At 52.4% G+C, this 25,131-nt stretch carries 23 protein-coding genes; 5 read left to right on the plus strand and 18 right to left on the minus strand.

The genetic code is table 11. The annotated features are described in order from the left end of the window. Positions 1 to 67: 67 nt before the first annotated feature. Positions 68 to 1,834: a hybrid sensor histidine kinase/response regulator gene (locus AC07N2_RS08035; protein WP_494777762.1), complete on the plus strand. Its 1,767-nt coding sequence runs from the start codon at positions 68 to 70 to the stop codon at positions 1,832 to 1,834. 199 nt (positions 1,835 to 2,033) lie between these two features. Continuing rightward, positions 2,034 to 4,157 carry a diguanylate cyclase domain-containing protein gene (locus tag AC07N2_RS08040; protein ID WP_494777763.1) on the plus strand — a complete coding sequence of 708 codons (2,124 nt, stop codon included), beginning with the start codon at positions 2,034 to 2,036 and terminating at the stop codon, positions 4,155 to 4,157. A gap of 21 nt (positions 4,158 to 4,178) precedes the next feature. On the opposite strand, the gene AC07N2_RS08045 is transcribed toward AC07N2_RS08040, so the two are convergent. The 16 genes from AC07N2_RS08045 to AC07N2_RS08120 form a co-directional block, all read right to left on the minus strand. Then, positions 4,179 to 5,447 carry a multidrug effflux MFS transporter gene (locus tag AC07N2_RS08045; protein WP_494777764.1) on the minus strand — a complete coding sequence of 423 codons (1,269 nt, stop codon included), beginning with the start codon at positions 5,445 to 5,447 and terminating at the stop codon, positions 4,179 to 4,181. A gap of 76 nt (positions 5,448 to 5,523) precedes the next feature. Beyond that, positions 5,524 to 7,002, minus strand: coding sequence for an NAD-dependent succinate-semialdehyde dehydrogenase (locus tag AC07N2_RS08050; protein WP_494777765.1), 1,479 nt, complete (start codon positions 7,000 to 7,002; stop codon positions 5,524 to 5,526). A 110-nt stretch (positions 7,003 to 7,112) separates the two neighbouring features. Next, complete coding sequence (locus AC07N2_RS08055; protein WP_494777766.1) at positions 7,113 to 7,802, minus strand: helix-turn-helix transcriptional regulator; 690 nt, start codon at positions 7,800 to 7,802, stop codon at positions 7,113 to 7,115. Positions 7,803 to 7,935: 133 nt separating this feature from the next. Further along, the gene (locus AC07N2_RS08060) at positions 7,936 to 8,310 is read right to left on the minus strand and encodes a VOC family protein (RefSeq protein WP_494777767.1); all 375 of its coding nucleotides are present in this window, start codon (positions 8,308 to 8,310) and stop codon (positions 7,936 to 7,938) included. 88 nt (positions 8,311 to 8,398) lie between these two features. Continuing rightward, a complete protein-coding gene (locus tag AC07N2_RS08065) occupies positions 8,399 to 9,628 on the minus strand; it encodes a THUMP domain-containing class I SAM-dependent RNA methyltransferase (protein WP_494777768.1) in 1,230 nt (409 codons plus the stop codon). Positions 9,629 to 9,730: 102 nt separating this feature from the next. Then, on the minus strand, positions 9,731 to 10,333 hold the full coding sequence (locus tag AC07N2_RS08070) for a 2-hydroxychromene-2-carboxylate isomerase (RefSeq protein ID WP_494777769.1): 603 nt from the start codon (positions 10,331 to 10,333) through the stop codon (positions 9,731 to 9,733). A gap of 18 nt (positions 10,334 to 10,351) precedes the next feature. Beyond that, positions 10,352 to 10,771 (minus strand): CopD family protein, encoded by a 420-nt coding sequence (locus AC07N2_RS08075; RefSeq protein ID WP_076593449.1) that lies wholly within the window; start codon positions 10,769 to 10,771, stop codon positions 10,352 to 10,354. 131 nt (positions 10,772 to 10,902) lie between these two features. Then, on the minus strand, positions 10,903 to 12,168 hold the full coding sequence (locus tag AC07N2_RS08080) for a glutamate-5-semialdehyde dehydrogenase (RefSeq protein WP_494777770.1): 1,266 nt from the start codon (positions 12,166 to 12,168) through the stop codon (positions 10,903 to 10,905). 147 nt (positions 12,169 to 12,315) lie between these two features. Further along, entirely contained in the window at positions 12,316 to 13,332 is a 1,017-nt protein-coding gene (gene holA, locus AC07N2_RS08085) for a DNA polymerase III subunit delta (RefSeq protein ID WP_494777771.1), read from the minus strand. Next, a complete protein-coding gene (locus tag AC07N2_RS08090) occupies positions 13,332 to 13,877 on the minus strand; it encodes an LPS-assembly lipoprotein LptE (protein WP_494777772.1) in 546 nt (181 codons plus the stop codon). The genes holA and AC07N2_RS08090 overlap by 1 nt, the downstream gene beginning before the upstream one ends. Before the next feature lie 30 nt (positions 13,878 to 13,907). After that, the gene (gene leuS / locus AC07N2_RS08095; protein WP_494777773.1) at positions 13,908 to 16,565 is read right to left on the minus strand and encodes a leucine--tRNA ligase; all 2,658 of its coding nucleotides are present in this window, start codon (positions 16,563 to 16,565) and stop codon (positions 13,908 to 13,910) included. A gap of 91 nt (positions 16,566 to 16,656) precedes the next feature. Beyond that, positions 16,657 to 16,983 carry a barstar family protein gene (locus AC07N2_RS08100; protein ID WP_494777774.1) on the minus strand — a complete coding sequence of 109 codons (327 nt, stop codon included), beginning with the start codon at positions 16,981 to 16,983 and terminating at the stop codon, positions 16,657 to 16,659. Positions 16,984 to 16,988: 5 nt separating this feature from the next. Next, complete coding sequence (locus AC07N2_RS08105; RefSeq protein ID WP_076593455.1) at positions 16,989 to 17,417, minus strand: ExbD/TolR family protein; 429 nt, start codon at positions 17,415 to 17,417, stop codon at positions 16,989 to 16,991. Positions 17,418 to 17,445: 28 nt separating this feature from the next. Beyond that, the gene (locus tag AC07N2_RS08110) at positions 17,446 to 18,138 is read right to left on the minus strand and encodes a MotA/TolQ/ExbB proton channel family protein (protein ID WP_076593456.1); all 693 of its coding nucleotides are present in this window, start codon (positions 18,136 to 18,138) and stop codon (positions 17,446 to 17,448) included. A 47-nt stretch (positions 18,139 to 18,185) separates the two neighbouring features. Continuing rightward, a complete protein-coding gene (gene dapB, locus AC07N2_RS08115; protein ID WP_494777775.1) occupies positions 18,186 to 18,992 on the minus strand; it encodes a 4-hydroxy-tetrahydrodipicolinate reductase in 807 nt (268 codons plus the stop codon). 16 nt (positions 18,993 to 19,008) lie between these two features. Next, positions 19,009 to 19,614, minus strand: coding sequence for an outer membrane protein assembly factor BamE (locus AC07N2_RS08120; protein ID WP_494777776.1), 606 nt, complete (start codon positions 19,612 to 19,614; stop codon positions 19,009 to 19,011). A 76-nt stretch (positions 19,615 to 19,690) separates the two neighbouring features. Here AC07N2_RS08120 and fur point away from each other — a divergent pair, with 76 nt between their 5' ends. Then, a complete protein-coding gene (fur, locus tag AC07N2_RS08125; RefSeq protein WP_494777777.1) occupies positions 19,691 to 20,116 on the plus strand; it encodes a ferric iron uptake transcriptional regulator in 426 nt (141 codons plus the stop codon). A 70-nt stretch (positions 20,117 to 20,186) separates the two neighbouring features. Here fur and hrcA read toward each other — a convergent pair whose 3' ends face one another. Then, positions 20,187 to 21,212, minus strand: coding sequence for a heat-inducible transcriptional repressor HrcA (gene hrcA, locus AC07N2_RS08130; RefSeq protein ID WP_076593459.1), 1,026 nt, complete (start codon positions 21,210 to 21,212; stop codon positions 20,187 to 20,189). A gap of 118 nt (positions 21,213 to 21,330) precedes the next feature. Then, on the minus strand, positions 21,331 to 22,035 hold the full coding sequence (locus tag AC07N2_RS08135; RefSeq protein WP_494777778.1) for an HAD family hydrolase: 705 nt from the start codon (positions 22,033 to 22,035) through the stop codon (positions 21,331 to 21,333). Positions 22,036 to 22,373: 338 nt separating this feature from the next. Here AC07N2_RS08135 and AC07N2_RS08140 point away from each other — a divergent pair, with 338 nt between their 5' ends. Both AC07N2_RS08140 and recN read left to right on the plus strand, forming a co-directional pair. Beyond that, entirely contained in the window at positions 22,374 to 23,291 is a 918-nt protein-coding gene (locus tag AC07N2_RS08140; RefSeq protein WP_494777779.1) for an NAD kinase, read from the plus strand. A 122-nt stretch (positions 23,292 to 23,413) separates the two neighbouring features. Further along, complete coding sequence (recN, locus tag AC07N2_RS08145) at positions 23,414 to 25,060, plus strand: DNA repair protein RecN (protein WP_494777780.1); 1,647 nt, start codon at positions 23,414 to 23,416, stop codon at positions 25,058 to 25,060. Positions 25,061 to 25,131: the final 71 nt, after the last annotated feature.

Here is a 25,131-nt window from a genome sequence, read left to right on the forward strand (position 1 = left end):
GTAATGATTAGATATTACACTGCGAAGAAAGCTCTATCCATCACCGTGCATCGAAAATGAGACACGCATGAATAATCATCGCGCCGCATCTGCGGTTGATAAACGCATATTCAATGAACTGATCAATATCCTGTATAGGCAGGCCACGCCTATTTTTTTCGGCAATGTCGCAGTGGTTGTATTGTCGGTTTATTTGCTGTGGAGCGAGCTGGATCGTGCGATGCTGCTCACTTGGGCAGCTGCAATCTTTGGTCTGACTGCAATCCGTATTGTGATTGTGCGTCGTGATTTACGTGTGTTGCAGCCAGAAGAGAGGGCACATAAGCGTGCCTGGAAATATGCATTGTTATCCGGCATGTCAGGTTGTTTGTGGGGTTCGGTTGGGATTTTCTTTTTTTCGCCAGACAGCACGATAGTGACCGTGTTTATCTGCATTCTTCTGTCCGGTATGACGGGCGGATCGGTCGCATCGCAATCTTCTTTTCCTCCGGCGTATTACGCGTTTGCCTTGCCGACTGTGTTGCCGTTTGCATTGCACTCATTTATCTATGGTGGCCCTTTGTTTTCGGTGCTGGGCGTGTTGTCACTGTTTTTGCTGGGCGTCAATCTGGCTTATAGCCGCAACTTCCATCGCACTGTGCGCGAAGCGGTTTCCTTGCGGTTCGAGAATGTGGAGCTGATCGCACAATTACGGCAAGAGAAGGAACGTGCCGAATCGGCCAGTCGTTCAAAGTCACAATTCCTCGCAGCCGCCAGTCATGATTTACGCCAACCTACACATGCGCTTGGTTTGTATATCGCAACCTTGCGTGCATTCTGTAACGCACCGGCTATACGCACTGAAGACGTCGGTAATATTGCGGCGAAGTTGCAAGCTGCATTAAAGGGTTTGGTGCAATTGCTGGATGTCTTGTTGGATATCTCCAAACTGGATGCTGGTGCGGTCAAGGTGAAACGTGAAGTATTCGATTTGCAGGAATTATTGGAAACCATAGATCAGCAATTTTCCGCCGTTGCAGCAGAACAAAAATTGCGCTTTATCGTCAGACCGACATCGCTGTTGATCCAGACAGATCGCGTTTTACTGCACAGTATTCTTGCCAATTTTGTTTCCAATGCATTGCGCTATACCGAGAGCGGGAAAATTCTGGTGGGCGCACGTAGGCGTGGCAATTTTGTCGAAGTGCAGGTACTTGATACCGGTATCGGTATTGCGGAGGGACAGTCACAACTCATCTTCGGCGAGTTCTATCAGATCGGAAATGCTGCACGCAGACGTGAACACGGTTTGGGTTTGGGCTTGGCTATCGTCAAGCGCACGGCTGATTTGCTGGGTGTGCGTATAGGGTTGCGCTCGGTGTTGGGTAAGGGTTCTGTATTTTCTGTCTGGTTGCCGCTGATTCATGGCACACCGTCAGTCGTTGAGGAAAAGACGGTGGCGCAAGCATCTGGTGCTGCATCAAAAGACATTTTGGTGATAGACGATGACGCAAGCGTGCTGGATAGCATGCGCTTGTTGTTATCGTCGTGGGGACATCAAGTGTTTGCCGTATCTTCATTGGAGCAGGCATTGCAGACTGTCGCGCAACATCGATCTCAGGCGCGGCCACCATTTGATCTGATTCTGAGTGACTTCCGTCTGGCGGAGAATATTAGCGGGATCGATGTCGTGCAGGCTGTACGACAAGCTGCTGGTCACGATATTCCCGCGGTGGTGATTACCGGCGATACCTCGGTGGAGAGTATCAATCGGATTGCGCAAGCACATTTACGGATACTGCATAAACCCCTGGAGCCGGAGTTGCTGCATAACTTGTTGCGTGATTTACACTAATTCCTAGTGCAGTTTAATCATTTACGTCGTTAGACAGGCTTTTCGGCCTTGTCTGTGCTAAAAGTTCGTTTAAGCCCTCATGGTCTTGATTTGGTAGTAGAGAAATTCTTCACACAAAGAAATTTTTCCATAAAACTATTAAAGCACCAGAGCATCTAAAAGATGCTTGCTACCAACGTAGTAGCTGACGGGACCTCGGATGAGACCTAAAACACCAGACCGCTTGCGGCTTGCCACACTAGTGACGATAGGTGTGTGTGCCACCGTTATCGTGACCATGCTGGCGCTATTGGTATTGGTCGATCATTTCGCTGCAACCTACGCGAAGCAGCAGGCGCAAGAACGTCTCCAGCAATTATCGTGGCAGATGCGCGATTCCCTCGATCGTGGCATTGCACGCGTGGTCGATCACACACAAGTCATTGCAAATCTGGCGACGGTACGAGATTCGGACAATGCTGCCGATATCCAAAGAGTCTTCGACAACATACACAGAAATTTTTCCAACTACGCCTGGATAGGTTTGACCGATACCAAGGGAGTGGTGGTCGCCGCCTCGGATGGTTTGCTGGACGGTGTTGATGTCAGTCAGCGTCCCTGGTTCATGGCTGGGCAAAAGCAATTGTTTATCGGTGACTACCATCCTTCCTCCTTGCTGGAAAACAAATTACCCAATACGGATGAGCGTTGGCGTTTTGTCGATGTAGCTTTACCGATTACGCACAGCAATGGCATGTATCGTGGTGTTCTTGGCATACATTTGAGTTGGGACTGGGCACGTAGTATTGCGAACGAATTGTTGGTGCCGACAGACCGGCAGTATATGGTCGAAGTGATCGTTGTGCGGAGTGACGGCATGGTGATACTTGGGCCGGATTATCTGGAAGAAAGCACTGTCAATACGCGTAGTGTGACCTTGTCACGTACTGGTCGCACGGGAGCTATTGCCGAAAAATGGCCGGATGGGCAGCGTTATTTGACTGGCTATTCGCAGACGGGTGGACGCGCTGCTTATTCATCGTTGAAATGGTCGGTATTGATACGCCAGCCGGAAGAGGTCGCGTTAGCGGCTTTCCGTGATTTGCAAAAGCAGATTCTGCTAGTTGGTGGCTTAGTTGGTTTACTACTGGCGTTGGTTGCCGTTGGATTGGCGCGAGGACTGGCCAAGCCGCTGGATGATTTGAGTGCAGCGATAGTGCGGCGTAGAGATGATGATTTCGAACAAATTCCCATCATCCCCAATTACCACGAAGTGCACCTGCTTTCTGTCACGCTGGCAGATATGGTGGAGCGTGAGCGGCAGCACGTGAAGAGACTGCACACCTTGAATGAAAATCTGGAAAATCTGGTGCAGGAACGTACTAGCGAGATAGAGCAAAAAGCACGCGCACTGGAAAATGCCTTGGCACAGCAGCTCCTGATTCAGGAGCGCCTGAAAGATAGCGAAGCAGAATTACGCGCCACCTTGCAGAACGCGAATGATGCTTTTATCGCGATGGATCAGAATGGCATCATCGTCGACTGGAATGAACAGGCGGAGCGTCTTTTAGGCTGGACGCGACATGAAGCGATAGGGCAAAACCTGTCGGAAATGGTGGTGCCGCCGGCTATGCGCGAAGGTTATGCGCAAGACTTGCAGCATTTCATTGCCACGGGTGAAAGCAATATCATCAATCAGCGGATAGAAGTGACGGCATTGCGTCGCGATGGCGTCGAGTTCCCGATTGAGCTGGCGGTCGCCTGCGTCCCGCGCCGCGATGGTTATCTGTTTATCGCCTTTCTGCACGACATTACAGAGAGAAAGTTGTTGCAGGCATCGTTGATGGGCATGGCCTTGAAAGATGCGCTGACCGATTTGCCTAATCGCCGCGCACTGATGCAAAAACTGCCGGAGTCGATTGCACGTGCTGCCCGCTTGGGCAAACCGCTGGCAGTGCTCTTCCTCGATCTGGATGGCTTCAAAGGCATTAATGACGGCTACGGACATGAGGCGGGAGATGAACTCTTGCGTACGATTGCGCAACGTCTGTCAGGCGCTGTACGCAGCACTGATACGGTGGCGCGATTGGCAGGCGATGAGTTTGTCATCGTGCTGGAAATGATCAATGGCGATGCGGATGCGACTGAAGTGGCGGACAAGATATTGCAGACGCTGCAGCAACCATTTGCATTGACTGCGGCGACTGTATCGATATCAGCCAGCATAGGTATCGCCATGCATTGGCCTGAAGACAGCACCACTGCCGAGCAATTGATCACGCTGGCAGATGGTGCGATGTATGTAGCGAAAAAGAATGGAAAGAATCGTGCAGTCGCTGTCTAGCGATTACCTGCACTAAAAGAATTAATCTATCGTTTCCCATGCATTGGGTTCTTTACGTGCATCCAGAAAGCGTCTATAAGTACGCCCTCCCAGCCACAAACTCAATGCGACCACTGTAAAAAACAGTTGTCCGCTTGCGAGTGCAAGTGGTGAATGTGATAAAGCTGGCGCAATCACGCCAGCGACCAGCGCGCCCAATATCATCATGACAAATGACTGGCATGAAGCAACGATGCCGCGAATATTCGGGAACAAATCCAGCACCAATAGAGTTGCACCAGGCGCCACCATGGACATGCCGAAGGTGTAAAAAAATAAGGGTAGAACCGACCACGGCAACGTCGGTGGGAACAAGGCGTGATAGCTCACATTGAATACAGCCGCGCCGACCAGAAAGGCAAAGCCGATCAGCACTTGTCGCGAGGTGGGAATGTTGCCAGCCAATCGATTAGCCATTAGTGCGCCGCAGAAAATTCCTGACACCATAGGAACGAATTGCCAGCCGAACTGTTCAGGACCCAGTCCGAGATGCTCTACCAGGAATACGGGTGCAGCAGCGACATACAAAAACATGCCGGCAAAATTGAACGCCACCGCTCCAGCCTTCAAATGAAACAGTGGCGAGCGAAAGACACGCTTGTAGCTGTGATACAGGAAGTGAGGATTAAAAGGCTGACGCTTCTCTAGCGAGAGTGATTCCGGCAAGCGTTTGTAGCAGTAGAAAAGTAATAACACCGCATACACGAACAAGGCAAGAAAGATGGCGCGCCAATTAGAATGCTGGACTATCCAGCCGCCGAGAATAGGAGCAATGGCCGGCGAGATGGAAAAAATCATCGTCACCAGGGACAGCAAACGTTCGGCCGCTGCACCTGCATACAGATCGCGAATAATCGCACGCCCGATCACCACACCTGCGCCCGCCGAGATGCCTTGCAACATACGGAATACCCACAGATATTCAATGCTGTGTACGGCCGCACAAGCGAGCGTTGCAACTGCAAAGACCGCGAGTGACACCAGAATGATATTGCGTCTGCCAAAAGCATCCGACAAGGCGCCATGCCACAGAATCATGACGGCAAACGAGAGCAGATAAGCGGTTAACGTTTGCTGAACTTCCAGCGCAGTGGCACCAAGCGTTGCTTGAATATTAGGGAATGCCGGTAAATAAGCATCGATGGAAAAAGGCCCGAGCATGGACAAGGCCGCCAGCATCACCGCCAGCGCAGTGCTGTTGATGACGATGGCAGTGACAGGACGCGCGGACGTTTCTGGTGTGTGAGACATCGGTATTACTCTTTTCTACTTGAACAAATCGTGAGGCCGATGTGTGGTGTATCGTTGATAGTTATGGGCGACGTGTTTAGATGCCACCCATGCAAAGGTATTTAATTTCCAGATATTCTTCTATGCCGTACTTGGAGCCTTCGCGGCCGAGACCGGATTGTTTGACACCGCCGAATGGCGCGACTTCATTGGAGATCAAACCGGTATTGATGCCGACCATGCCGTATTCCAGTTTTTCTGCAACGCGCCAGACACGGCCGATATCGCGTGAATAGAAATAACTGGCAAGGCCGAAATCGGTGTCATTGGCAGCGGCGACGACTTCGTCTTCAGTTTTAAACTTGATGACGGCTGCGACCGGGCCGAAGGTTTCTTCATGCATGATCAACATGTCATTGCTGATATTCGATAAGACGGTAGGTTCATAAAAATAGCCGCCCAATGCATGAGGCTTGCCACCGGTAATGACCTGTGCGCCTTTTTTCACTGCATCGCCTACATGCTGTTCGACTTTCTTGATTGCTTGTTCATCGATCAGCGGGCCTTGCAATACGCCTTGCTCGAAACCATTACCAACCTTGATCTGTGCGGCGCCGGCGCCCAGCTTTTGTACGAAGGCATCGTAAATTGATTCATGTACATAGAAGCGATTGGTGCAGACGCAGGTTTGACCGGCATTGCGATACTTTGATTGCAGTGCGCCTGCGACTGCTGCATCCAGATCTGCATCGTCGAACACGATGAAAGGCGCGTGACCACCGAGTTCCAAGCCAATTTTCTTGACGGTAGGTGCGCATTGCTCCATCAGGATGCGACCGACTGGTGTTGAGCCGGTGAACGAGACGTGACGCACGATCGGGCTGGAGCAAAGTACTTTGCCGACCGCAATTGATTTATCTGCATCTGCCGTGACGACGTTGATGACACCGGCAGGAATGCCTGCGCGATGCGCCAGTTCTGCGATCGCCAGCGCAGACAGCGGGGTTTGTTCGGCAGGCTTGATGACGATGGTGCAACCTGCAGCAACGGCAGGCCCAACCTTGCGCGTAATCATCGCAATCGGGAAATTCCACGGCGTAATCGATGCGCACACGCCTATTGGTTGCTTGAGCGTGACGGTACGCTTGTCGCTCCAGGTTGAGGCCATCACATCGCCACTGACACGTTTGGCTTCTTCGGCAAACCATTCGATGAAGCTGGCGCCGTAAATGACTTCGCCTTTGGACTCAATCAGCGGCTTACCTTGTTCTGCAGTCATGAGAGCTGCTAGATCGTCTGCATTGGCGATGATGAGGTCAAACCACTTGCGCATGATGATAGAGCGCTCCTTGCCGGTTTTAGCAGCCCAGGCAGGGAAGGCGACATGCGCAGCCTTGATAGCGGCTTCTGTTTCTTCTGCACCCATGTTAGGCACGCTGCCTATGGTGCTGCCATCTGCCGGATTAGTGACAATAAAGCTGGTCTTTGCACTTACCCATGCGCCATCGATGTAGGCGAGATTGCGCAAGAGCGCTGGGTCTTTTAATTGAAAGCTGTTATTGGCAGTGCGCGACATGTGATTCTCCTGCATGGCAAAAGGAAAAGCATAGCCCAATCGTCGTTAGCGCGCTGAGAAGTGCTGGAAACGAGATGGTTGCGAAATAGAACTACGACAAGTACGCGATATCAGGCGCAATCGTTCTCACGTTGCATGGCGCGTACAAAGTCAGCGAGACGACGTCCGCTGGTGCCGGTATAGGAATCGACAAGGCGCATCGCTTGCACACGGTCCAGGCGGAAGGAACGGAAATCGCTACGTGTTTCGCACCAGGCTGCGATGGACCAACCGCCACCCCAGAAATATAAAGCCAGTGGCCAGATGATGCGGCAGGTTGCCTGCTGTTTGGCATCGACATAATCCAGTTGCAACTTGTTTTGCTTGCCTATCGCTTGACGTATGCTTTCCAGTCTTTCGCCATGGCTAGGATCGATATGGAAATCTGGTGCAAACAATGGTGTTGCTTCGACGAAGTCACGTTTCTCGCGCGGCAAGGCGAGTGTGATTTTTGCCAACGCAGCAGCGCCCGATGCTGCCAGTTGCGGACCACCCCAGGCTTGCACCATACGCATGCCGGCGACCATTGCTTCGATCTCATCGCTGGAAAACATCAGTGGCTGTAAATCGAAGCCGGCCTTGACGCGATAACCCACGCCGGCTTCTCCTTCAATTGGAATGCCAGACAAGGACAAGTCACGCACATCACGATAAATCGTGCGTTCCGATACCGACAACCAGTTCGCTAATTGCTGTGCAGTGGTAAGTCTGCGTCCACGCAAATACTGTGCAATCTGAAACAGACGTTCAGCGCGGCGCATGGCAGTTGTGCGTGATTGGGTATAGGGACAGCATCTTGCGCTCCAAATGAGATTGGATGGTGATTCAGAATGAGGTTTGTCGCCTCATTCTGACAAATGCACACCTCACCGTCCAGTTCACGTTTATGCAGGTTTAATGTTGTGCGTGCAGCCCAACCAGATTGCCTTCGGTATCGACAAAGTGTGCGATGAAGCCGATATCGTCTGGCAGTTCCGTTTTTGGCAGGTAAATCTTGCCACCGGCAGGTGTTATCCGCTTGAGTACGGTGTCGATAGACGGACTGGCATCCAGATAAATCATGGTGCCGTTGCTGCTTGGTTGGGAGTACTCGCTATGGGTGACGCTGCCGCAGGTTGTGCCACTAGGATCGGTGAATATGGCCATTTTCATCAGCTCTGCATTGCCTTCTTCTATGCGGAGTGTGGTGTCGAACAGGGCCTCATAAAAACGTGTGGCACGACCAAAGTCGGTGGAGGGAATTTCAAACCAGTTAATTTTTGTCTGCATGATGTCCTCGAAGGAAATGCCAAATGGCAAGACGCATCATGCGGGAGTGCTCCTGACAGCATTATGTCAGGAGACTTCAGGAAGTTTCTTACTCTTTGGAATCAGTCTTGGGTATGGCTTGTTCACGGCGATTGAAGCCAGCCACCATGTCAAAACGGAATAAACGACATTCGATCGCGCCGTTGAAGAAAGGCGTTTTGCGCGCTTCTTTCAGACGCAGCAATTTCGGCAAGCCGAGATCGGCTGTGAACAAAAAGACTTTCCATCCGGCGAAGCGTTGCTTGAGCGTAGTGCCGAGGGCGCTGAAGAATTCCTTCGCCATCTCATCGCCCTCTATCGTGCTGTCGCCACGCAAGCCTATCCGTTCGCCATATGGCGGGTTGGTCAGCAGGATGCCTGGTGTTTCGCTTGGCGCTTTGACTTCTTGCGCTTCAATTTGCTTGAGCGGGACTTCGAATCGAATTCCGGCTTTGTTCAAATTGTTGCGCGTCATGGCCACCATGTCGCCGGAAATATCACTGCCGAAAATAGTCGGTGTTGCTGGCAAGTCATTCGGTTTTACGCTGGCTTTGATCGCAGCCCATTCATCCTTGCTAAAGCCCGCAAATTTTTCGAATGCGAAATTGCGATGCAAGCCTGGTGGAATGCCTGCCAGCATTTGTGCTGCTTCTGCCAGGATGGTGCCGGAGCCACACATAGGGTCGAACAAGGTCATGCCTGGTTTCCAGCCGGTAGTGCGCAACAGGCCTGCTGCCAGATTTTCACGCAGTGGCGCGTCACCGGTTTCCATGCGCCAGCCGCGCTTGAATAATGCTTCGCCTGAGGTATCGAGATACAAGGTGAACGTACGCGCGTCGAGAAAGCCGACGACGCGCATATCAGGCATTTTTGTATCCACGGATGGACGTCTATCGTAGATGTCGCGGAAGCGATCGCAGATCGCGTCCTTGATTTTCAGTGTGGTGAATTCCAGACTGCGCAGCGGCGATTTGATTGCGGTCACATCGATGCGGATGGTGTGGTCGACTTCAAACCAGTCTTCCCACGCTTGTGCCAGTGTCAGATCGTAGATGTCGTTTTCGGTGGTGTAACTGGCGTGCGCCATACGCATCAGCACGCGCGATGCAATGCGCGAGTGCAAATTGATTCTGTAGGAATCTTGTAGTGTGCCGGAGCAATGCACGCCGCCGGGAACTTGCGTATGTACCTTGAGTGTGTTGCCACTGCCAGGCATTGCTGCGATCTCGTTGAGCTCTTCGGCTAGTGCAATTTCCAGGCCGCGCGGGCATGGGCAAAAATAGGAATGGGATGATGACATGGGGGACCTTTTATCCGTTATGAAAATAGACGCGCGACCACATCGAGATGATGTGTCGCGCGTACCGTGTTGTACTACTTTTTTACTACTATCCAGCTGTGCTTATTTTTGGAAAGCGCGTTCCACGAAGTCCAGTCTGTCCTGACCCCAGAACGCTTCACCATCGACTACATACCATGGCGCACCGAATACGCTGGCGGCCATTGCATCGTTGGTGAACTGATCGTATTCGTTTTGTACGCTGGTCGTTTCCGACGATTTCATTAATGCGCTGCCATCGTAGCCTGCGGCATTTGCCAGTGCTGCCAAAGTATCTGCATCCATGATGTTTTTATCATCAGCCCAGAACGCGTGCATGATGGTGCTAGTCAGTGCCAGTGCCGCATCGGTGCCGTGCGCGAGCTTGGTGGCGATGATCAGTTTGGCAGCAGGGTCGCCGGATACCGGTGAAAACTTCGGTTGCGGATTCAGCGGCAAATCAAGATGAGCGCTCCAGCGCTTCAATTCAAGCAGTCGATAGGCTTGACGTTGTGGTGGTCGTTTTGCTAATGGTAAACCGCCAGAGACGCTGAACACTTTTTGCAAATCGATAGGTTTCATCTCGATTTGCACATCGTATTGTTTTGCCAGTGCGATCAGACGTGCGTGTCCAAAGTAAGCCCACGGTGATTGGGGCGCAAAATAATATTCGCAAATCTTTGCCATGGAAAACTCCGGAAATAATTAAAACGGTTTGACCACGACAAGGATCACGATTGCCAGCAGCAAAACCACCGGCACTTCATTGAACCAGCGGAACCAGGTATGGCTGCGCTTATTGGTGCCGAGCTCGAATTTTTTCAGCAATGAATTGCAGGCGTGATGGTAGCCGATCGCCAGAATCACAAACACCAGCTTCACATGCAGCCACATACTGCCAGGGCCTTGGCCGAATCCGTAAAACAGTAAGGCGACGCCGAACAGTACGGCCGGTACTGCGAGAATAGACGTGAAGCGATACAGTTTGCGTGCCATTAACAGCAGGCGCGTGGTCGCTGTGGCATCGGTTTCCATTGCCAGATTGACGAAGATACGCGGCAGATAAAACAAACCGGCAAACCATGAGATGACGAACACGATGTGCAGTGATTTAATCCAAAGCATATTATTTCCCTGCTAATGCGTGAATGGCGTCAGACACGTACTTCGCCATGGTGAAGCAGTGGTTTCGCGGGGCATTGCCCTGCGTCTGCGTAACGGTACTGCCTTGCACGGCAGTACTCCGTCGCATGGCATTACACACGAACTTCCCCATGCCCAAAGACTACGTATTTCAAGGACGTCAATCCATCCAGACCGACTGGTCCGCGTGCATGCAATTTGTCGTTCGAGATGCCGATTTCTGCGCCCAGACCGTATTCAAAACCATCAGCGAAGCGGGTCGATGCATTGATCATGACGGATGCTGAATCGACTTCACGCAGGAAACGCATCGCACGTGTGTAATCCTCCGTGACGATGGAATCGGTGTGCTGCGACGAGTAGGTATTGATGTGATCGATAGCTTCATCCATGCCGTCAACGATTTTTACGGAGAGTATGGCTGCCAGATATTCTTCGCTCCAGTCCTGCTCGGTCACTGCGGTCAAATGCGGATAACCTTGCAGTATGGCGCGCGCTTCATCATCAGCACGTAATTCCACTTCCTTCGTTGCATACAGTTTAGCCAGCTCTGGCAAAACCGTTGGTGCAATTGAACGCGCGACCAGCAATGTTTCCATCGTGTTGCAAGTGCCATAGCGATGGCATTTTGCGTTGAAGGAAATATCCAGTGCTTTTTTCAGGTCAGCATTGCTGTCGATGTAGACGTGGCAAATACCATCCAGATGCTTGATCATCGGAACCTTGGATTCTTTCATCAAGCGCTCGATCAAACCTTTGCCGCCGCGTGGCACGATGACGTCCACATATTCAGGCATCGTAATCAATTCACCGACTGCTGCACGATCCGTGGTTTCCACAATTTGTACTGCATCAGCAGGCAGACCGGCACCGGCCAAACCTTCACTGACGATTTTTGCCAGTGCCTGATTGCAATGGATAGCTTCGGAACCGCCGCGCAGAATAGTTGCGTTACCGCTCTTGATACATAAGCCTGCAGCATCAACGGTGACGTTAGGACGCGCTTCATAAATGATGCCAATCACGCCCAGCGGTACGCGCATCTGGCCGACCTGGATACCGGTCGGGCGATATTTCATGTTCGAGATTTCACCGATAGGGTCGGGCAGGGCAACGATTTGCTCCAGACCTTCTGCCATGGTGGCGATGGCTTTGTCGGACAAGGTCAGACGATCGAGCAGAGCGGGTGCCAAGCCGCTAGCACGCGCTGCTTCCAGATCCTGATGATTGGCTGCGCGCAGTGCATCTGCATCGCGACGAATCGCGGCTGCGATTAACAGCAATGCCTGATTCTTTGCCGCAGTATCGGCCTTGGCCATGGCGCGCGATGCTTTGCGTGCACGTAGCCCAACTTCTTTCATGTATTGCTTGATGTCCATTTTGCTAAGGAATGGTTGGTGTGTCGGTTAATGAATGGATAGTTTTTAAAACTACAGTCTGGAATTATCAGGAGCGCTTGCTGCTGATGCAGACATGTATATGGTGCGCCTTGTGCTCATGTGCAAGAGCAGGGATTCTGTTGCCGGCTAACCGCGCGCAATCTTCAATCCTAGTTGCAGCATGGCATCCCATGCATCGCCGGAGAACTTCTTCGCGCGTAAACCTTTCACCATCTTATCGATTTGTGCGGCTTCTTGCAGCGCGCCTTCCAGTGTCGATAATTTCAGTCTACGCAGCGCGGGTTCGATCAGACGTTCGCGTGGACCCCAGATGCGATATTCTTTTGTCAATTGACTAAGCGGTTTGCCTTGCGCGACGCCTGATTTCAGCTTCAGCAAGGTGCGGATTTCTTCCGCTACGGCCCACAGTACCAGCGGTAGAGCTTCACCTTCGCCTTTCAAGCCTTCCAGCATGCGAACCAGACGCGCAGTGTCGCCGCTCAGCATTGCTTCATTCAGCTTGAATACATCGTAGCGCGCCACGTTCAACACGGCGTCATGGATTTGCTCAAAACTTAAAGGACCTTCTGGGTAGAGCAGGGCCAGTTTCTGGATTTCCTGATGCGCAGCCAGCAAATTGCCTTCTACTCTATCGGCAATGAAGTCCAGACATACACGATCCGCACTTTGGCGTTGCGCTGCAAGGCGCACGCCTAACCACGCAGGTAATTGTGCGCGTTCGACCAATGGAATATCGATGTACACGCTGGCTTGCTGCAAGCTGGCGACCCATGCTGCTTTTTGCGTTGCCCAATCAAGTTTCGGTAATGTGATCAAGGTGACATTGTCCGGACTTAGCGATGCAGCGTAATCCTGCAGCGCTTTACCACCATCCTTGCCCGGCTTGCCGGTGGGGATGCGCAGCTCTATCAGTTTCTTGTCGCCGAATAATGATTGCGATTGATTGGCTGCTAGCAATTCGCCCCATTTGAAGCTGCGATCAACGAGCAGTACTTCGCGTTCGGAAAAACCTTGTGCGCGTGCAGTTTTACGAATCTTGTCGGCGGCTTCCAGTGCCAGCAGATGCTCGTCGCTCGTGATGACATACAAGCCGGCGAGCGGCTTGGTCAAATGCGTGTCGAGAGCATCTATGCGCAGTTGCATTATTTTTCTACAGGACCGCTGTCTACCAGCTTGACGCCAGCCAGACGGCGCAGAATTTGCTGTACGGCATCTGATTGCATATCGCGATACAGCGTAACTTCTTCAGCTTCTTTCGCCAGCGCTTGTGATTCGTTATAGCTCATGTCGCGCTTCAATGTGATCAGGGTTGGCTCCAGCAGTATCAGGCCCTTGCTGTCGAGAACACGGAAGGTGACGTTGTAATACAACATGTATTCACGCACACGGCCCTGACTATTCAAGGACAAGATAACTTTGTTCCTGACCTCACTCATGAGGTCTAGTGTTACTTCCGCTTCTTTTTGCGATGTTTTGAGTTCAAGTTCACCACTGCCGCGTATATAGCGGCGTAGCATCGCTCCCAGCGATGCATTTGCTGTGTAATAGGCGGCGTCGGGTGGCGTAATGAAAATCGACTTGAACGGCAAGTTCTCACCAAGCACCGAGCCGCGCAGCTTGAAGCCGCAGGCAGACAGCATGACAGTCGAGGCCAGTGCAGTAAAAAGAAGGCGGCGATTTTTTAACATGAGTAATCCTGCGTTGGTTGATACTTCAAATCAGACAACGATACTGACCAGTTTTCCCGGCACCACGATGATTTTCTTCGGTGTGCCTTCGATGAATTTCTGTACGCTTTCATTCGCCAATGCAGCTGCTTCGATCGTAGCCTTGTCAGCATCCTTGGCAACGATGATACTGCCGCGCAGCTTGCCGTTGACCTGGATCATCATTTCGATTTCGGCTTGTTCCAGCGCGCTTGCATCAACTTGTGGCCATGCGGCATCGAGGATATCGCCGAACAATGTGGCGTAGCCAAGTTCTTGCCACAGTGCGTGCGTGATGTGTGGTGCGACCGGATTCAGCACGCGCAGGAAGATAGATAAGCCTTCGGTGACGACTGCATTCGACGCCGCAGAATCATCCAGCTTGGCACCTTCCAATGTATTCAGCATTTTCATGCTGGCAGACACGACCGTGTTGTACTGAATGCGTTTGAAATCGTTGTCTGCTTGCTGCAGGATCTTGTGCAGTTCGCGGCGCAGCGTCTTGTGAACTTCAGTATAGTCGCGTGCTCCGGGCACAATAGGTGCGGCCAGAGCGGTGCTAATGCGTGCCGACTGATTGTAGGCATAAGCCCAGACTCTACGCAGGAAACGGTTCGCGCCTTCTACACCCGCGCCCGACCATTCCAGCGTTTGTTCCGGTGGCGATGCAAACATCGTGAACAGACGTGCTGTATCTGCGCCGTACTGATCGATTTGTGCTTGAGGGTCGATGCCGTTGTTCTTCGATTTCGACATTTTTTCCGTGCCGCCGATTGCAACAGGCTGACCATCGGTGCTCAATGTTGCTGAAATAGGACGGCCTTTTTCATCCAGCTCAAGTTGTACGTCAGCTGGGTTGTACCAAATAAACTTGCCTGGTGTAGGTTCGCGATAATAGGTTTCGTTCAGAACCATGCCTTGCGTCAGCAGATTGGTAAATGGCTCATCAAATTTGATGAGGCCGAAATCGCGCATGACCTTGGTCCAGAAGCGTGCGTACAGCAAATGCAAGACTGCATGTTCGATGCCGCCGATGTACTGGTCCATCGGCATCCAGTAATCGTTGCGGCTGTCGACCATCGCGTCGTTGCTATTAGGCGAGCAATAGCGCATGTAGTACCAGGACGAATCGACGAAGGTGTCCATCGTGTCGGTTTCGCGACGCGCAGCTTTGCCACATTTCGGGCAATCACATTTGAGGAAGGCTTCGTGCTTGTTCAGCGGGTTGCCGCTACCGTCTGGTACGCAATCTTCTGGCAAGACGACCGGCAAATCTTTTTCTGGCACTGGTACTGCACCGCACTCGGTACAGTTGATCATCGGGATAGGCGTGCCCCAGTAACGCTGGCGTGAAATACCCCAGTCGCGCAGGCGATAGGTGATTTTCTTTTCGCCCAGACCGAGTTCAGCCAAGTCCGCGGCGATGGCATCAACCGCTTGTTGATAATTCAAACCATCGTATTTGCCGGAATTGATGCAGCGACCATTTTCCTTGTCGCCGTACCAGTCGTGCCAGCTCACTTCTGAAAAGGTTTTACCTTCAATGTCGATGACAGGATGAATAGGTAGCACGTATTTTTGTGCAAACGCGAAGTCGCGTTCGTCATGTGCTGGCACGCCCATCACGGCACCGTCGCCGTAGGTGATCAGCACGTAGTTGCCGACCCAGACTTCAACCAGTTGGTGCGTCAATGGATGTTTGACGAACAAGCCGGTAGGCATGCCTTTCTTTTCCATCGTCGCCATATCGGCTTCGATGACGCTGCCGAGTTTGCATTCGGCGATGAAGTCAGCGAGTTCAGGATTGGTCTTGGCGGCGAAAGTTGCGAGTGCATGTTCCGGCGCTACTGCGCAGAAGGTCACGCCTTTAATCGTGTCGGCGCGTGTGGTGAATACCCACAGCTTGCCGTCATTGATCAGTTTGCCGTCTTCCTCGATATCGTGCGGGAAGGCGAAACGTACGCCTGTCGATTTACCTATCCAGTTGGCTTGCATGGTACGCACGCGTTCCGGCCAGCCTGGCAATTTATTGTCGACGTGATCGAGCAATTCTTCGGCGTAATCGGTGATGCGCGCGTAGTACATCGGGATTTCGCGCTTTTCGATCAGCGCGCCGGAGCGCCAGCCGCGACCGTCGATAACTTGCTCATTTGCCAGAACCGTTTGATCGATAGGATCCCAGTTCACGGTGCCGGTTTTTTTGTAGATGATGCCTTTCTCAAGCATCTTCAGGAACATCCACTGGTTCCATTTGTAGTACTCAGGCTTGCACGCTGTCATTTCGCGCGACCAGTCGATGGCCAGGCCCATGGACGCCATTTGCGTCTTCATGTAATCGATGTTGGCGTAGGTCCACTGTGCTGGCGGCACATTGTTGGCCATTGCTGCATTTTCCGCAGGCATGCCGAACGCGTCCCAGCCCATAGGCATCAGCACGTTGTAGCCATTCATCCGCAGATAGCGGTACATCACGTCATTGATCGTGTAGTTGCGCACATGCCCCATGTGCAGCTTGCCGGATGGATACGGCAGCATAGAGCAAGCGTAGAATTTCTTCTTGTCGTTGCCGTTTTTATCCTTGGCGTGTTCGACGGCCTTGTAAGCGTCGATTGCCTGCCAATGGTCGTGCGCCGATTTCTCTACTTCGGCGGGGCTGTATTTATCTTGCATGACGGATGGAGCCAAAAGTGAATGTGAACCCGTGATTATACTGGTTCGTCCACCCGGATGGCGCGTCAGAGGCGAGGCAATTAGGGGGAGTTCAGGCCAGTTTGAGTTCGAGCGCCGGATTTTCGCCGTAATCGGCGTAGCGTTCGTTGATGCCTTCGATGCAGAAGCTTAATTCTTCGAGGAGATCGGGGACGTTTTTGCGCAATATTTCTGCGTGATCTATGACGATTTGCAGCTTTTCGTTCGGTTTGAGGCGAAATTTTGTCATGTTCTCCTCATCGCGCAGATAACTGAGGCAATCGACCCAGGCATCCATATTGTCGCCGTAGAAATCCGGGAAACCGAATGCAGTCTTGCATGCGCTATGAAAGGACTGCTGATCGGTGATGGTGTCACCGTTTAAATGTACGACGGCCATGGATCTTATTTCTTGGATGATTGCGGCGCTTCGGTCACAAAGCCCAGCTTGGTTACGCCATTGGTTTGTGCTGCGGCCATGACTTGTGCAATGACTTCGTAACGCGTGCCTTTGTCGGCACGGAGTTGTACTTGTGGCTGTGGCTGCTGTTTCGCGGCAATCGCGAGTTTCGCGGTCAGTTCGTCTTGCGATACCGGATCGTTGTTCCAGAAGATGGCGCCTTCGCCATTGATGGAGAGCGAAATCGTCGTCGGTTCAGCCGGAGCAGGTGCCGATTGTGCACTAGGCAGATCGAGCTTGATCGCATGCGTGAACAAAGGCGCAGTGATGATGAAAATCACCAGCAGTACCAGCATCACATCCACCATAGGTGTGACGTTGATATCCGCCATGGGTGCCGAGTGCTGATTGTCGTTGAATCCGCCGAATGACATGTTCTCTCCCGAGTAGCGTGCGTAACGCTTACTTGCCGACGCGTGCGCCGGTGGTCAAGTAGGCATGCAAATCGTGTGCAAAGGCGTCCAGCTCAGCCAATGTGACGCGATTGACACGGGTAAAGGCGTTGTAGGCCAGCACCGCAGGAATCGCGACGGCCAGACCGAGTGCAGTCATGATCAGCGCTTCACCAACGGGGCCCGCGACTTTGTCGATCTGTATGGTGCCGGATGCAGATACTGCGACCAGCGCATGGTAAATACCCCATACGGTGCCAAACAAGCCGATGAAAGGTGCGGTCGAGCCGACTGATGCTAGCAGCGTCAAGCCGGTTTCCAGTCTGGATGAAACGCGATTGATTTCTTGACGCAGTGTGCGGGTAATCAATTCGCCAGGATCCGTGTTCGCGTTCAGCGAATTGGCGTGCGGCTTGATGTTGGCCGCTTCGACGCTTTGAGCTGCCAGCGGCGTGTAGACGTTTTCACTATCGACAACTTTGATGGTTGCGATTGCATCGGTCAGCGTAGGTGCTTGCCAGAAGCCCTCGAGTGCAGCAGCGCTTTTGCGTATGCGCCATGAACTCCATGCTTTGGACAGGATGTAATACCAGCTGAGTATCGACATGATCAGCAATACATAAGCGACGGCGTGCGAGACGGCATCGCCTTGTGCCCAGTAATGCGCCAGTCCCAAGCCCTGATCCGCTGCAGTTGAGTTCATATTATCGATCCGAGTAAATCAGTTTGATGGGGTGTGCAGCGTTCAGTTCAACGCAAGCCGAGTACATCCTGCATATCGTACAAGCCGGTTTTCTTGTCGGCCAGAAAGCGGACGGCGCGCAAGCTGCCGTGTGCATAGCTGACGCGGCTGGATGATTTGTGTGAAATCTCGATGCGTTCACCGTCGCCGGCAAATAATACCGTGTGGTCGCCGATGATGTCGCCGCCGCGTACGGTGGCAAAGCCGATCGACGATGGATCGCGTGCGCCGGTTACGCCTTCGCGTGCCCATACTGCGACATCGTTGAGTTCCTTGCCGAGTGCGCCGGCGATGACTTCGCCCATTTTGATCGCGGTACCGGATGGCGCATCGACCTTGTGGCGGTGATGCGCTTCGATGATTTCGATGTCATAGCCTTCGGAGAAATTCTTCGCAGCCATTTCCAGCAATTTCATCGTGACGTTCACGCCTACACTCATATTTGGTGCAAACATGATTGCGGTTTTTTTAGCTGCTGCTGTGATCGCTGCCTTGCCTGCTGCATCGAAACCGGTAGTGCCGATGATCATCTTGATATTGTGTGCGGCGCAGTATTCCACATGCTCCAGCGTACCTTCAGGACGTGTGAAGTCGATCAAGAAATCGGAATTGGCCAAACCCTTGGCGAAATCAGATTCGATCAAGATGCCGGATGGTTTGCCGAGGAAGGCAGCAGCGTCTGTGCCGATAGCCGGTGAGCTGGCAATATCAAGCGCGCCAGACAGTGTTGCATCTTGTGCGTTCAGTATGGTTTCGATCAACATGTGGCCCATACGGCCAGATGCACCTGCTACTGCGATTTTCAATTGAGTCATGCGTAAATTCAGTTAATTATTTGTTGGCTTCTTTGGCTTTGTCGGCAATGCGCGCGATGTAGTCTTTTTCAGTCGGCAGATCGCCGCCACCTTCGAAGGACGATACCACCTTGTCCTTGAAGAAAACGGTGACACGGCTGGTGGTGATTTCGCCATTACCTTTTTGCATGCGGAAGGCATAATCCCAGCGCTCAGCGTGGAAGATATCGGTGAGTAGCGGTGTGCCGAGCAAGAAGATGACTTGATCTTGTGTCATGCCTTCTTTCAACTGCGCGACCATTTCTTGCGAGACGAAGTTGCCTTGCTGGATGTCAGGACGGTAAGGCGAGAAAATGCCGAGGAAGCGTTTCTCTTTTTTGGTTTGCACACCGGTGGTAGCTGCAGCTTGCGTTGCAACCGGTTTTGCGTCGGCTGTAGTGGCAGGCGCAGTGGATGCGGTTTTTTCTTCTGCAGCTTTGGCCTGCTGTGGAGCGACGGCTGGCTTTGCAGTCGCGGCAACCGGCGTCGGTTCGTCCATCAGCGGGTTTTTCGATGCGCAACCTGTGAGTACGGTTGCCAGTAACAGGCAAAAAGTACCAGCGATGGCTGGGGCACGATTAGAATAGCGGGGCAGCATTTGCATAAGGAATCTCAAGGGATTGAGCAATTGTACGAAAACGCTATATGATAAGGCAGATATCCTCAATATGAACAAGAACATGCCCAACAATCCATCCGAGTTAAAAGCCAGCGGTCTGAAAGCGACGCTGCCACGTCTGAAAATCCTCGATATTTTCCAAAATGCCGAGGTACGCCATCTGAGCGCGGAAGACGTCTACAAGATGTTGCTGAACGATAATCTAGATGTCGGTCTGGCAACGGTTTATCGCGTTTTGACGCAATTCGAACAAGCTGGCTTGCTGCAACGCAATCACTTTGAAACCGGCAAAGCCGTTTTTGAATTGAACGAAGGCTCCCACCATGACCATCTGGTGTGCCTGGATTGCGGCAAAGTAGAAGAGTTTTTCGATGCGGAAATTGAAAAACGTCAAGTCCGTATCGCTGAAGAGCACGGTTTTGAAATTGCTGATCATGCGCTGGCTTTGTACGGCCACTGCAAGAGCTGCCAAAAAGCCAAGAAATAATCTGCGGGATTTATAAAAAAGCCATGCAACCGGTAACGGGGCATGGCTTTTTGTATTTTGTTTGCTGGAATTAGTTGTTGTGGCTGAGTGCGTTCGACAGCAATTTTGCCGTGATATCCACAATCGGAATTACCCGCTCATACGCCATGCGTGTCGGCCCGATCACACCCAATGTGCCGACTACCTTGCCGTTGACGGTGTAAGGCGAGGTGACGACGCTCATCTGATCCATAGGGACCAGATTCGATTCGCCGCCGATGAAGATTTGTACGCCGGTCGCCTTGTTGGAGACATCCAGCAATTGCATCAGACTGGTTTTTTGTTCAAATAGATCGAACAGCTTGCGCAATGACACCATATTCGATGAAAGATCCGACACGCTGAGCAGATTGCGCTCACCGGAAATCACGACATCGTCGCTATTATCATTCATCGCATCGCTGCCAGCTTCGACCGCAGCTTGCATCAAACGCGTCATATCGTCGCGCAAAGCTTTTAATTCGCCCTGCAAACGTATCCGTACGTCGTCGAAACTTAATCCGCCGTAATTCTGGTTGATGTAATTCGCCGCGTGTATCAACTGCGTAGGCGAATAATCGACATCGGTCAGCAGCAGGCGATTTTGCACATCGCCGGTAGGGCCGACGATGACGAGCAATATGCGTTTTTCTGACAAGCGCAGAAAGTCGATTTGCTGAAACACCGATTCGCGCCGCGGCGTCATGACGATGCCGGCGAACTCGGAGAGTGACGACAGAATTTGCGCCGCGTTGGAAATGATTTTTTGCGAGGAACCGGTTTGCAGCGAATTTTGTAGTTTCGATTCCAACGCGCTTTCATCGATGGATTGCACAGTCAGCAAGGTATCGACAAACACACGATAGCCACGCGGCGTTGGTACGCGACCGGCGGAAGTGTGCGGACTGGCAACGAAACCCATTTCTTCCAGATCCGCCATGATGTTGCGTATGGTCGCCGGCGATAGATCGAGACCCGATATCTTGGAAAGTTCGCGCGAGCCGACAGGCTGGCCGTCCGCAATATAGCGTTCGACTAGAGCTTTCAGCAGGGTTTGTGCGCGGTTATCGAGTTGCATAGTGTTGCTATTGTAATGAGTGGCCATGCCGGGCGGCAAGCATACGAGGTTACGTGCAAAAAATACGACGGATGATCTTCATCCATTTTTGCGACTTAGTCCGTCTGGTTGCTTGTCATTATGCGCGCTTTAGCCAGGCATCGAGCTCATATAAGTTCGTGCAGCTTGCGTCTGGCACGATATGTTCGGGCAGGGTGCGTCCAAAGCGATTCATCCATACTGCTTGCAAGCCGGCATTTTTTGCACCTTGAATATCCAATGCGGGATCGTCACCAACGTAAATTGCTTCGTGCGGCGCAACTGAAAGTGCCTCGCATGCCGCATGAAAAATCTCAGCGCCTGGCTTTGCACTGCCGAATTGATGGGCGGCGATCGAGGTCTGGAAGTGCTGCGCCAGGCCTATCGCTTCCAGATCAGCAAAGCCGTTGGAAACAGAGCCGATGGCAAAGCGTTGACGCAAGCTGCTTAAACCCGGTACGACATCGTCAAAAGGTGTGACGGCATTGCGTGCTACAGAAAAAACCGCCATCGCCTGATCAACCAGATCCTTGTTTTCACTGGTCAGATGGCAGGCGCGCGTCAATGCAGCATGGCGCAAGGCCCACACATTGAATTGATATTGAGGATCGGTTGGTAGCAGCTCCATGCGCAATTCGCGCAATTCTTCATTACTGAAGCGCTGGGTCACGCCGGGAATATGGATGTTCAGCCAGTCGTACAAAATGGCTTCGGCTTTGACCAAAGTTGGCGCTAAATGCCATAAGGTGTCGTCCAGATCGAACAGGACGGCCTTAATAGGATGATGCGTTAGATGAGACTTCATGGTCGATTCACAATCAATTACGTGGATGGATGCTAGGGCCTGTTAACAGTTAATTTGCGAGATGCGTTCCAAACAGAAAGCGTGGTGGCAAGGCGCGTGGCGTAGCAGGTGGTGGGTCCACCTGCAAGCCATGCAACGCAGTCAGCGCGCTTTCTGTTTGGAACCCTTCGGGAACGGCGACAGGCGTCGTCTGCCGTTGTTGCAACTCCTTGCCATAGCACCGCTATGTCGTGTCGCTGCGCCTAGACAGTCAACGCCTGTCGCACGTTCGCACTCGCAAATTAATTGTTAACAGGCCCTGGTGCAAGACAAGGGCAAATTATGGTCTAATCTGCAGCATGTCGCTTACACCAAACTCATCTCCTGTTCCCAGCTTTAATACGATCGCAATCGTCGGTAAACACATGGCCGGCGGAATTGCGCAATCGTTGACCGATATCGCCGATTGTCTGGGCAAGACCGGACGCAAAGTCGTTTTCGAAGCGGAAACCGCGCTTAATTTTGGCTTGAGCGCTTATGAATCAATGACCTTGCACGAGATCGGCGAATGCGCTGATGCCGCTATTGTAGTCGGCGGTGACGGCACGATGCTGGGCATTGCAAGGCAGTTAGCGCCTTACGATGTGCCGCTGATCGGCGTTAATCAAGGGCGTCTCGGTTTCATGACCGATATTTCGCTGGATCAGATGATGCCTCTGCTGCAGGAAATGCTGAACGGCAAAGTCAGATCCGAACAGCGCAGCTTGCTGAAAGGCTCCATTGAGCGCGAAGGCGAAGCGATGTACAACACGCTGGCGTTCAATGACGTCGTGTTGTCGCGCGGTTCAGGTGCCGGCATGGTTGAGTTGCGCGTCGAAGTCGATGGTCACTTCATGTACAACCAACGCTCGGATGGTTTGATTGTGGCGACGCCGACCGGTTCCAGCGCCTATGCTTTGTCTGCCGGCGGTCCGATACTGCATCCTAGCTTGCGTGGTATTGAGCTGGTGCCGATTGCGCCGCATGCCTTGTCCAATCGCCCGATCGTAGTGCCGGATACCAGCGAGATCGTGATCGAAGTCATGGGCGGTCGTAATGCCAGCGTCAACTTTGATATGCAGTCTGTTGCCAGATTGTTGAAGCACGACAGAATTATCGTGAAGCGCTCCGAACATACGATTACCTTCCTGCATCCAGAAGGCTGGAATTATTACGACACCTTGCGTGAAAAGCTGCACTGGAATGAATATCCATCGGTAGAAGGCCGGTTAAAATAACCTCACGCTGCAGCAGGTTTTGCCTGCGCAACGTTGATTCATCATTCAAACCTAATCGTTTTTGTCACATCTGTTTATAGCAGCGCCGTGGCAAAACGAACGACCTGGAACGCACTATTCACATGCTGCGCACGCTCTCCATCCGCGATTTCGTGATTGTCGATGCTATCGAACTTGAGTTCTCGCCTGGCTTCTCGGTTTTTACCGGGGAAACAGGTGCGGGCAAGTCCATCCTGATCGACGCTTTGGCACTGGCCTTGGGCGGTCGTGGCGATGCCAGCGTCGTGCGCGAAGGCGCGGCCAAGGCCGACATTACTGCCGAGTTTTCTGCCAGCGCCGAGCTGGACGCATGGCTGGCCGAAAACGAATTCAGCAATGAAGACGGCGGTGCCTTGTTGCGTCGCGTAATAGACAACGCCGGTCGCTCCAAAGCTTTCATCAACGGCATTGCCGCTACTGCTACGCAACTGCGCGATCTGGGTGAAAAACTGGTCGATATCCATGGCCAGCATGCACATCAATCTCTGCTGAAAACTGACGCGCAACGTGTGCTACTGGATAACCAGGCTGGTTTGCAGGATGAAGTAAAAGCTGTGGCCGCTGCGTATAAAACATGGCGTGCATTGGCTAAACAGCGCGAAGAGTTTGAAACCAATGCGAAGAATGTTTTGCTCGAACGTGAGCGTCTGGAATGGCAAGTAGGCGAGTTGGAAAAACTCGCAGCCAAGCCGGGTGAATGGGTCGACATCAGCAATGAACACAGTCGTCTATCGCATGCTGCCAGCCTGATCGAAGGCGCGCAAGAAGCCTTGGATCTGATCTCCGACGCTGATACACCGATGCTGTCGCAGTTGTCTTCTTTAAATACTCGCATCGGCAAATTGGTCGATCTGGATGGCGGCTTGCAGCCAGTGTTGGATGCGCTGGAACCTGCACGTATTCAATTGCAGGAAGCCGTGTATGCGCTCAATGATTACTTGAGCAGAGTCGAGCTCGATCCTGCGCGCTTACGCGAAGTTGAAATACGGTTGGAAAATATCCACTCCACATCACGCAAATTCCGCGTCGCACCTGACGATTTGCCGCAAGAACTGGAAACGCTGTCCGCTCAGCTGAAGCAATTGGCCGATGCCAGCGATCTGGATGCCTTGCGTGCACAGGAAGAAAAACTGAAAGCGGCATACATCAGCGTCGCGCAAAAATTATCGAAAGCACGCGCCAAGGCCGCGAAAGCTTTGGGTGATGCAGTCACTGCCGCAATGCAGGAACTCAGCATGACCGGCGGTAAATTTGCGATCGCTTTGCAGCCGTGCGAACCAGCTTCCTATGGTTTGGAACAAATCGAATTCATGGTGGCGGCACATGCTGGCACCACGCCACGGCCGCTGGCCAAGGTGGCGTCAGGTGGCGAACTGGCACGTATCGCCTTGGCGATTTCTGTCATTACCTCAAGTGCGACTGCAACGCCTACGCTGATTTTTGATGAAGTCGATAGCGGTATCGGTGGTGGCGTGGCTGAAGTAGTGGGGCGCTTGTTGCGCCGCTTGGGGCAAGATCGTCAAGTCTTATGCGTGACGCATTTGCCGCAAGTTGCCAGCCAGGCCAATCAACACTTTCAGGTCAGCAAGCAAAGCAATCACGGAAAAACTGTGTCCTCTATCGATGCACTCGACGCGAATGCGCGCGTGGAAGAAATCGCCCGTATGCTGGGTGGATTGGAAATCACTGCGACTACACGGTCCCACGCGAGGGAATTGCTGGCGACCTAAGCAACGACGCTTGCTACTCCTTTATACGGCGTGTTTGCATCACCCTATAAGATCAATAAGATTGAGAACTC

This window comes from Herminiimonas sp. GW821-FHT09C12, from assembly GCF_059416385.1.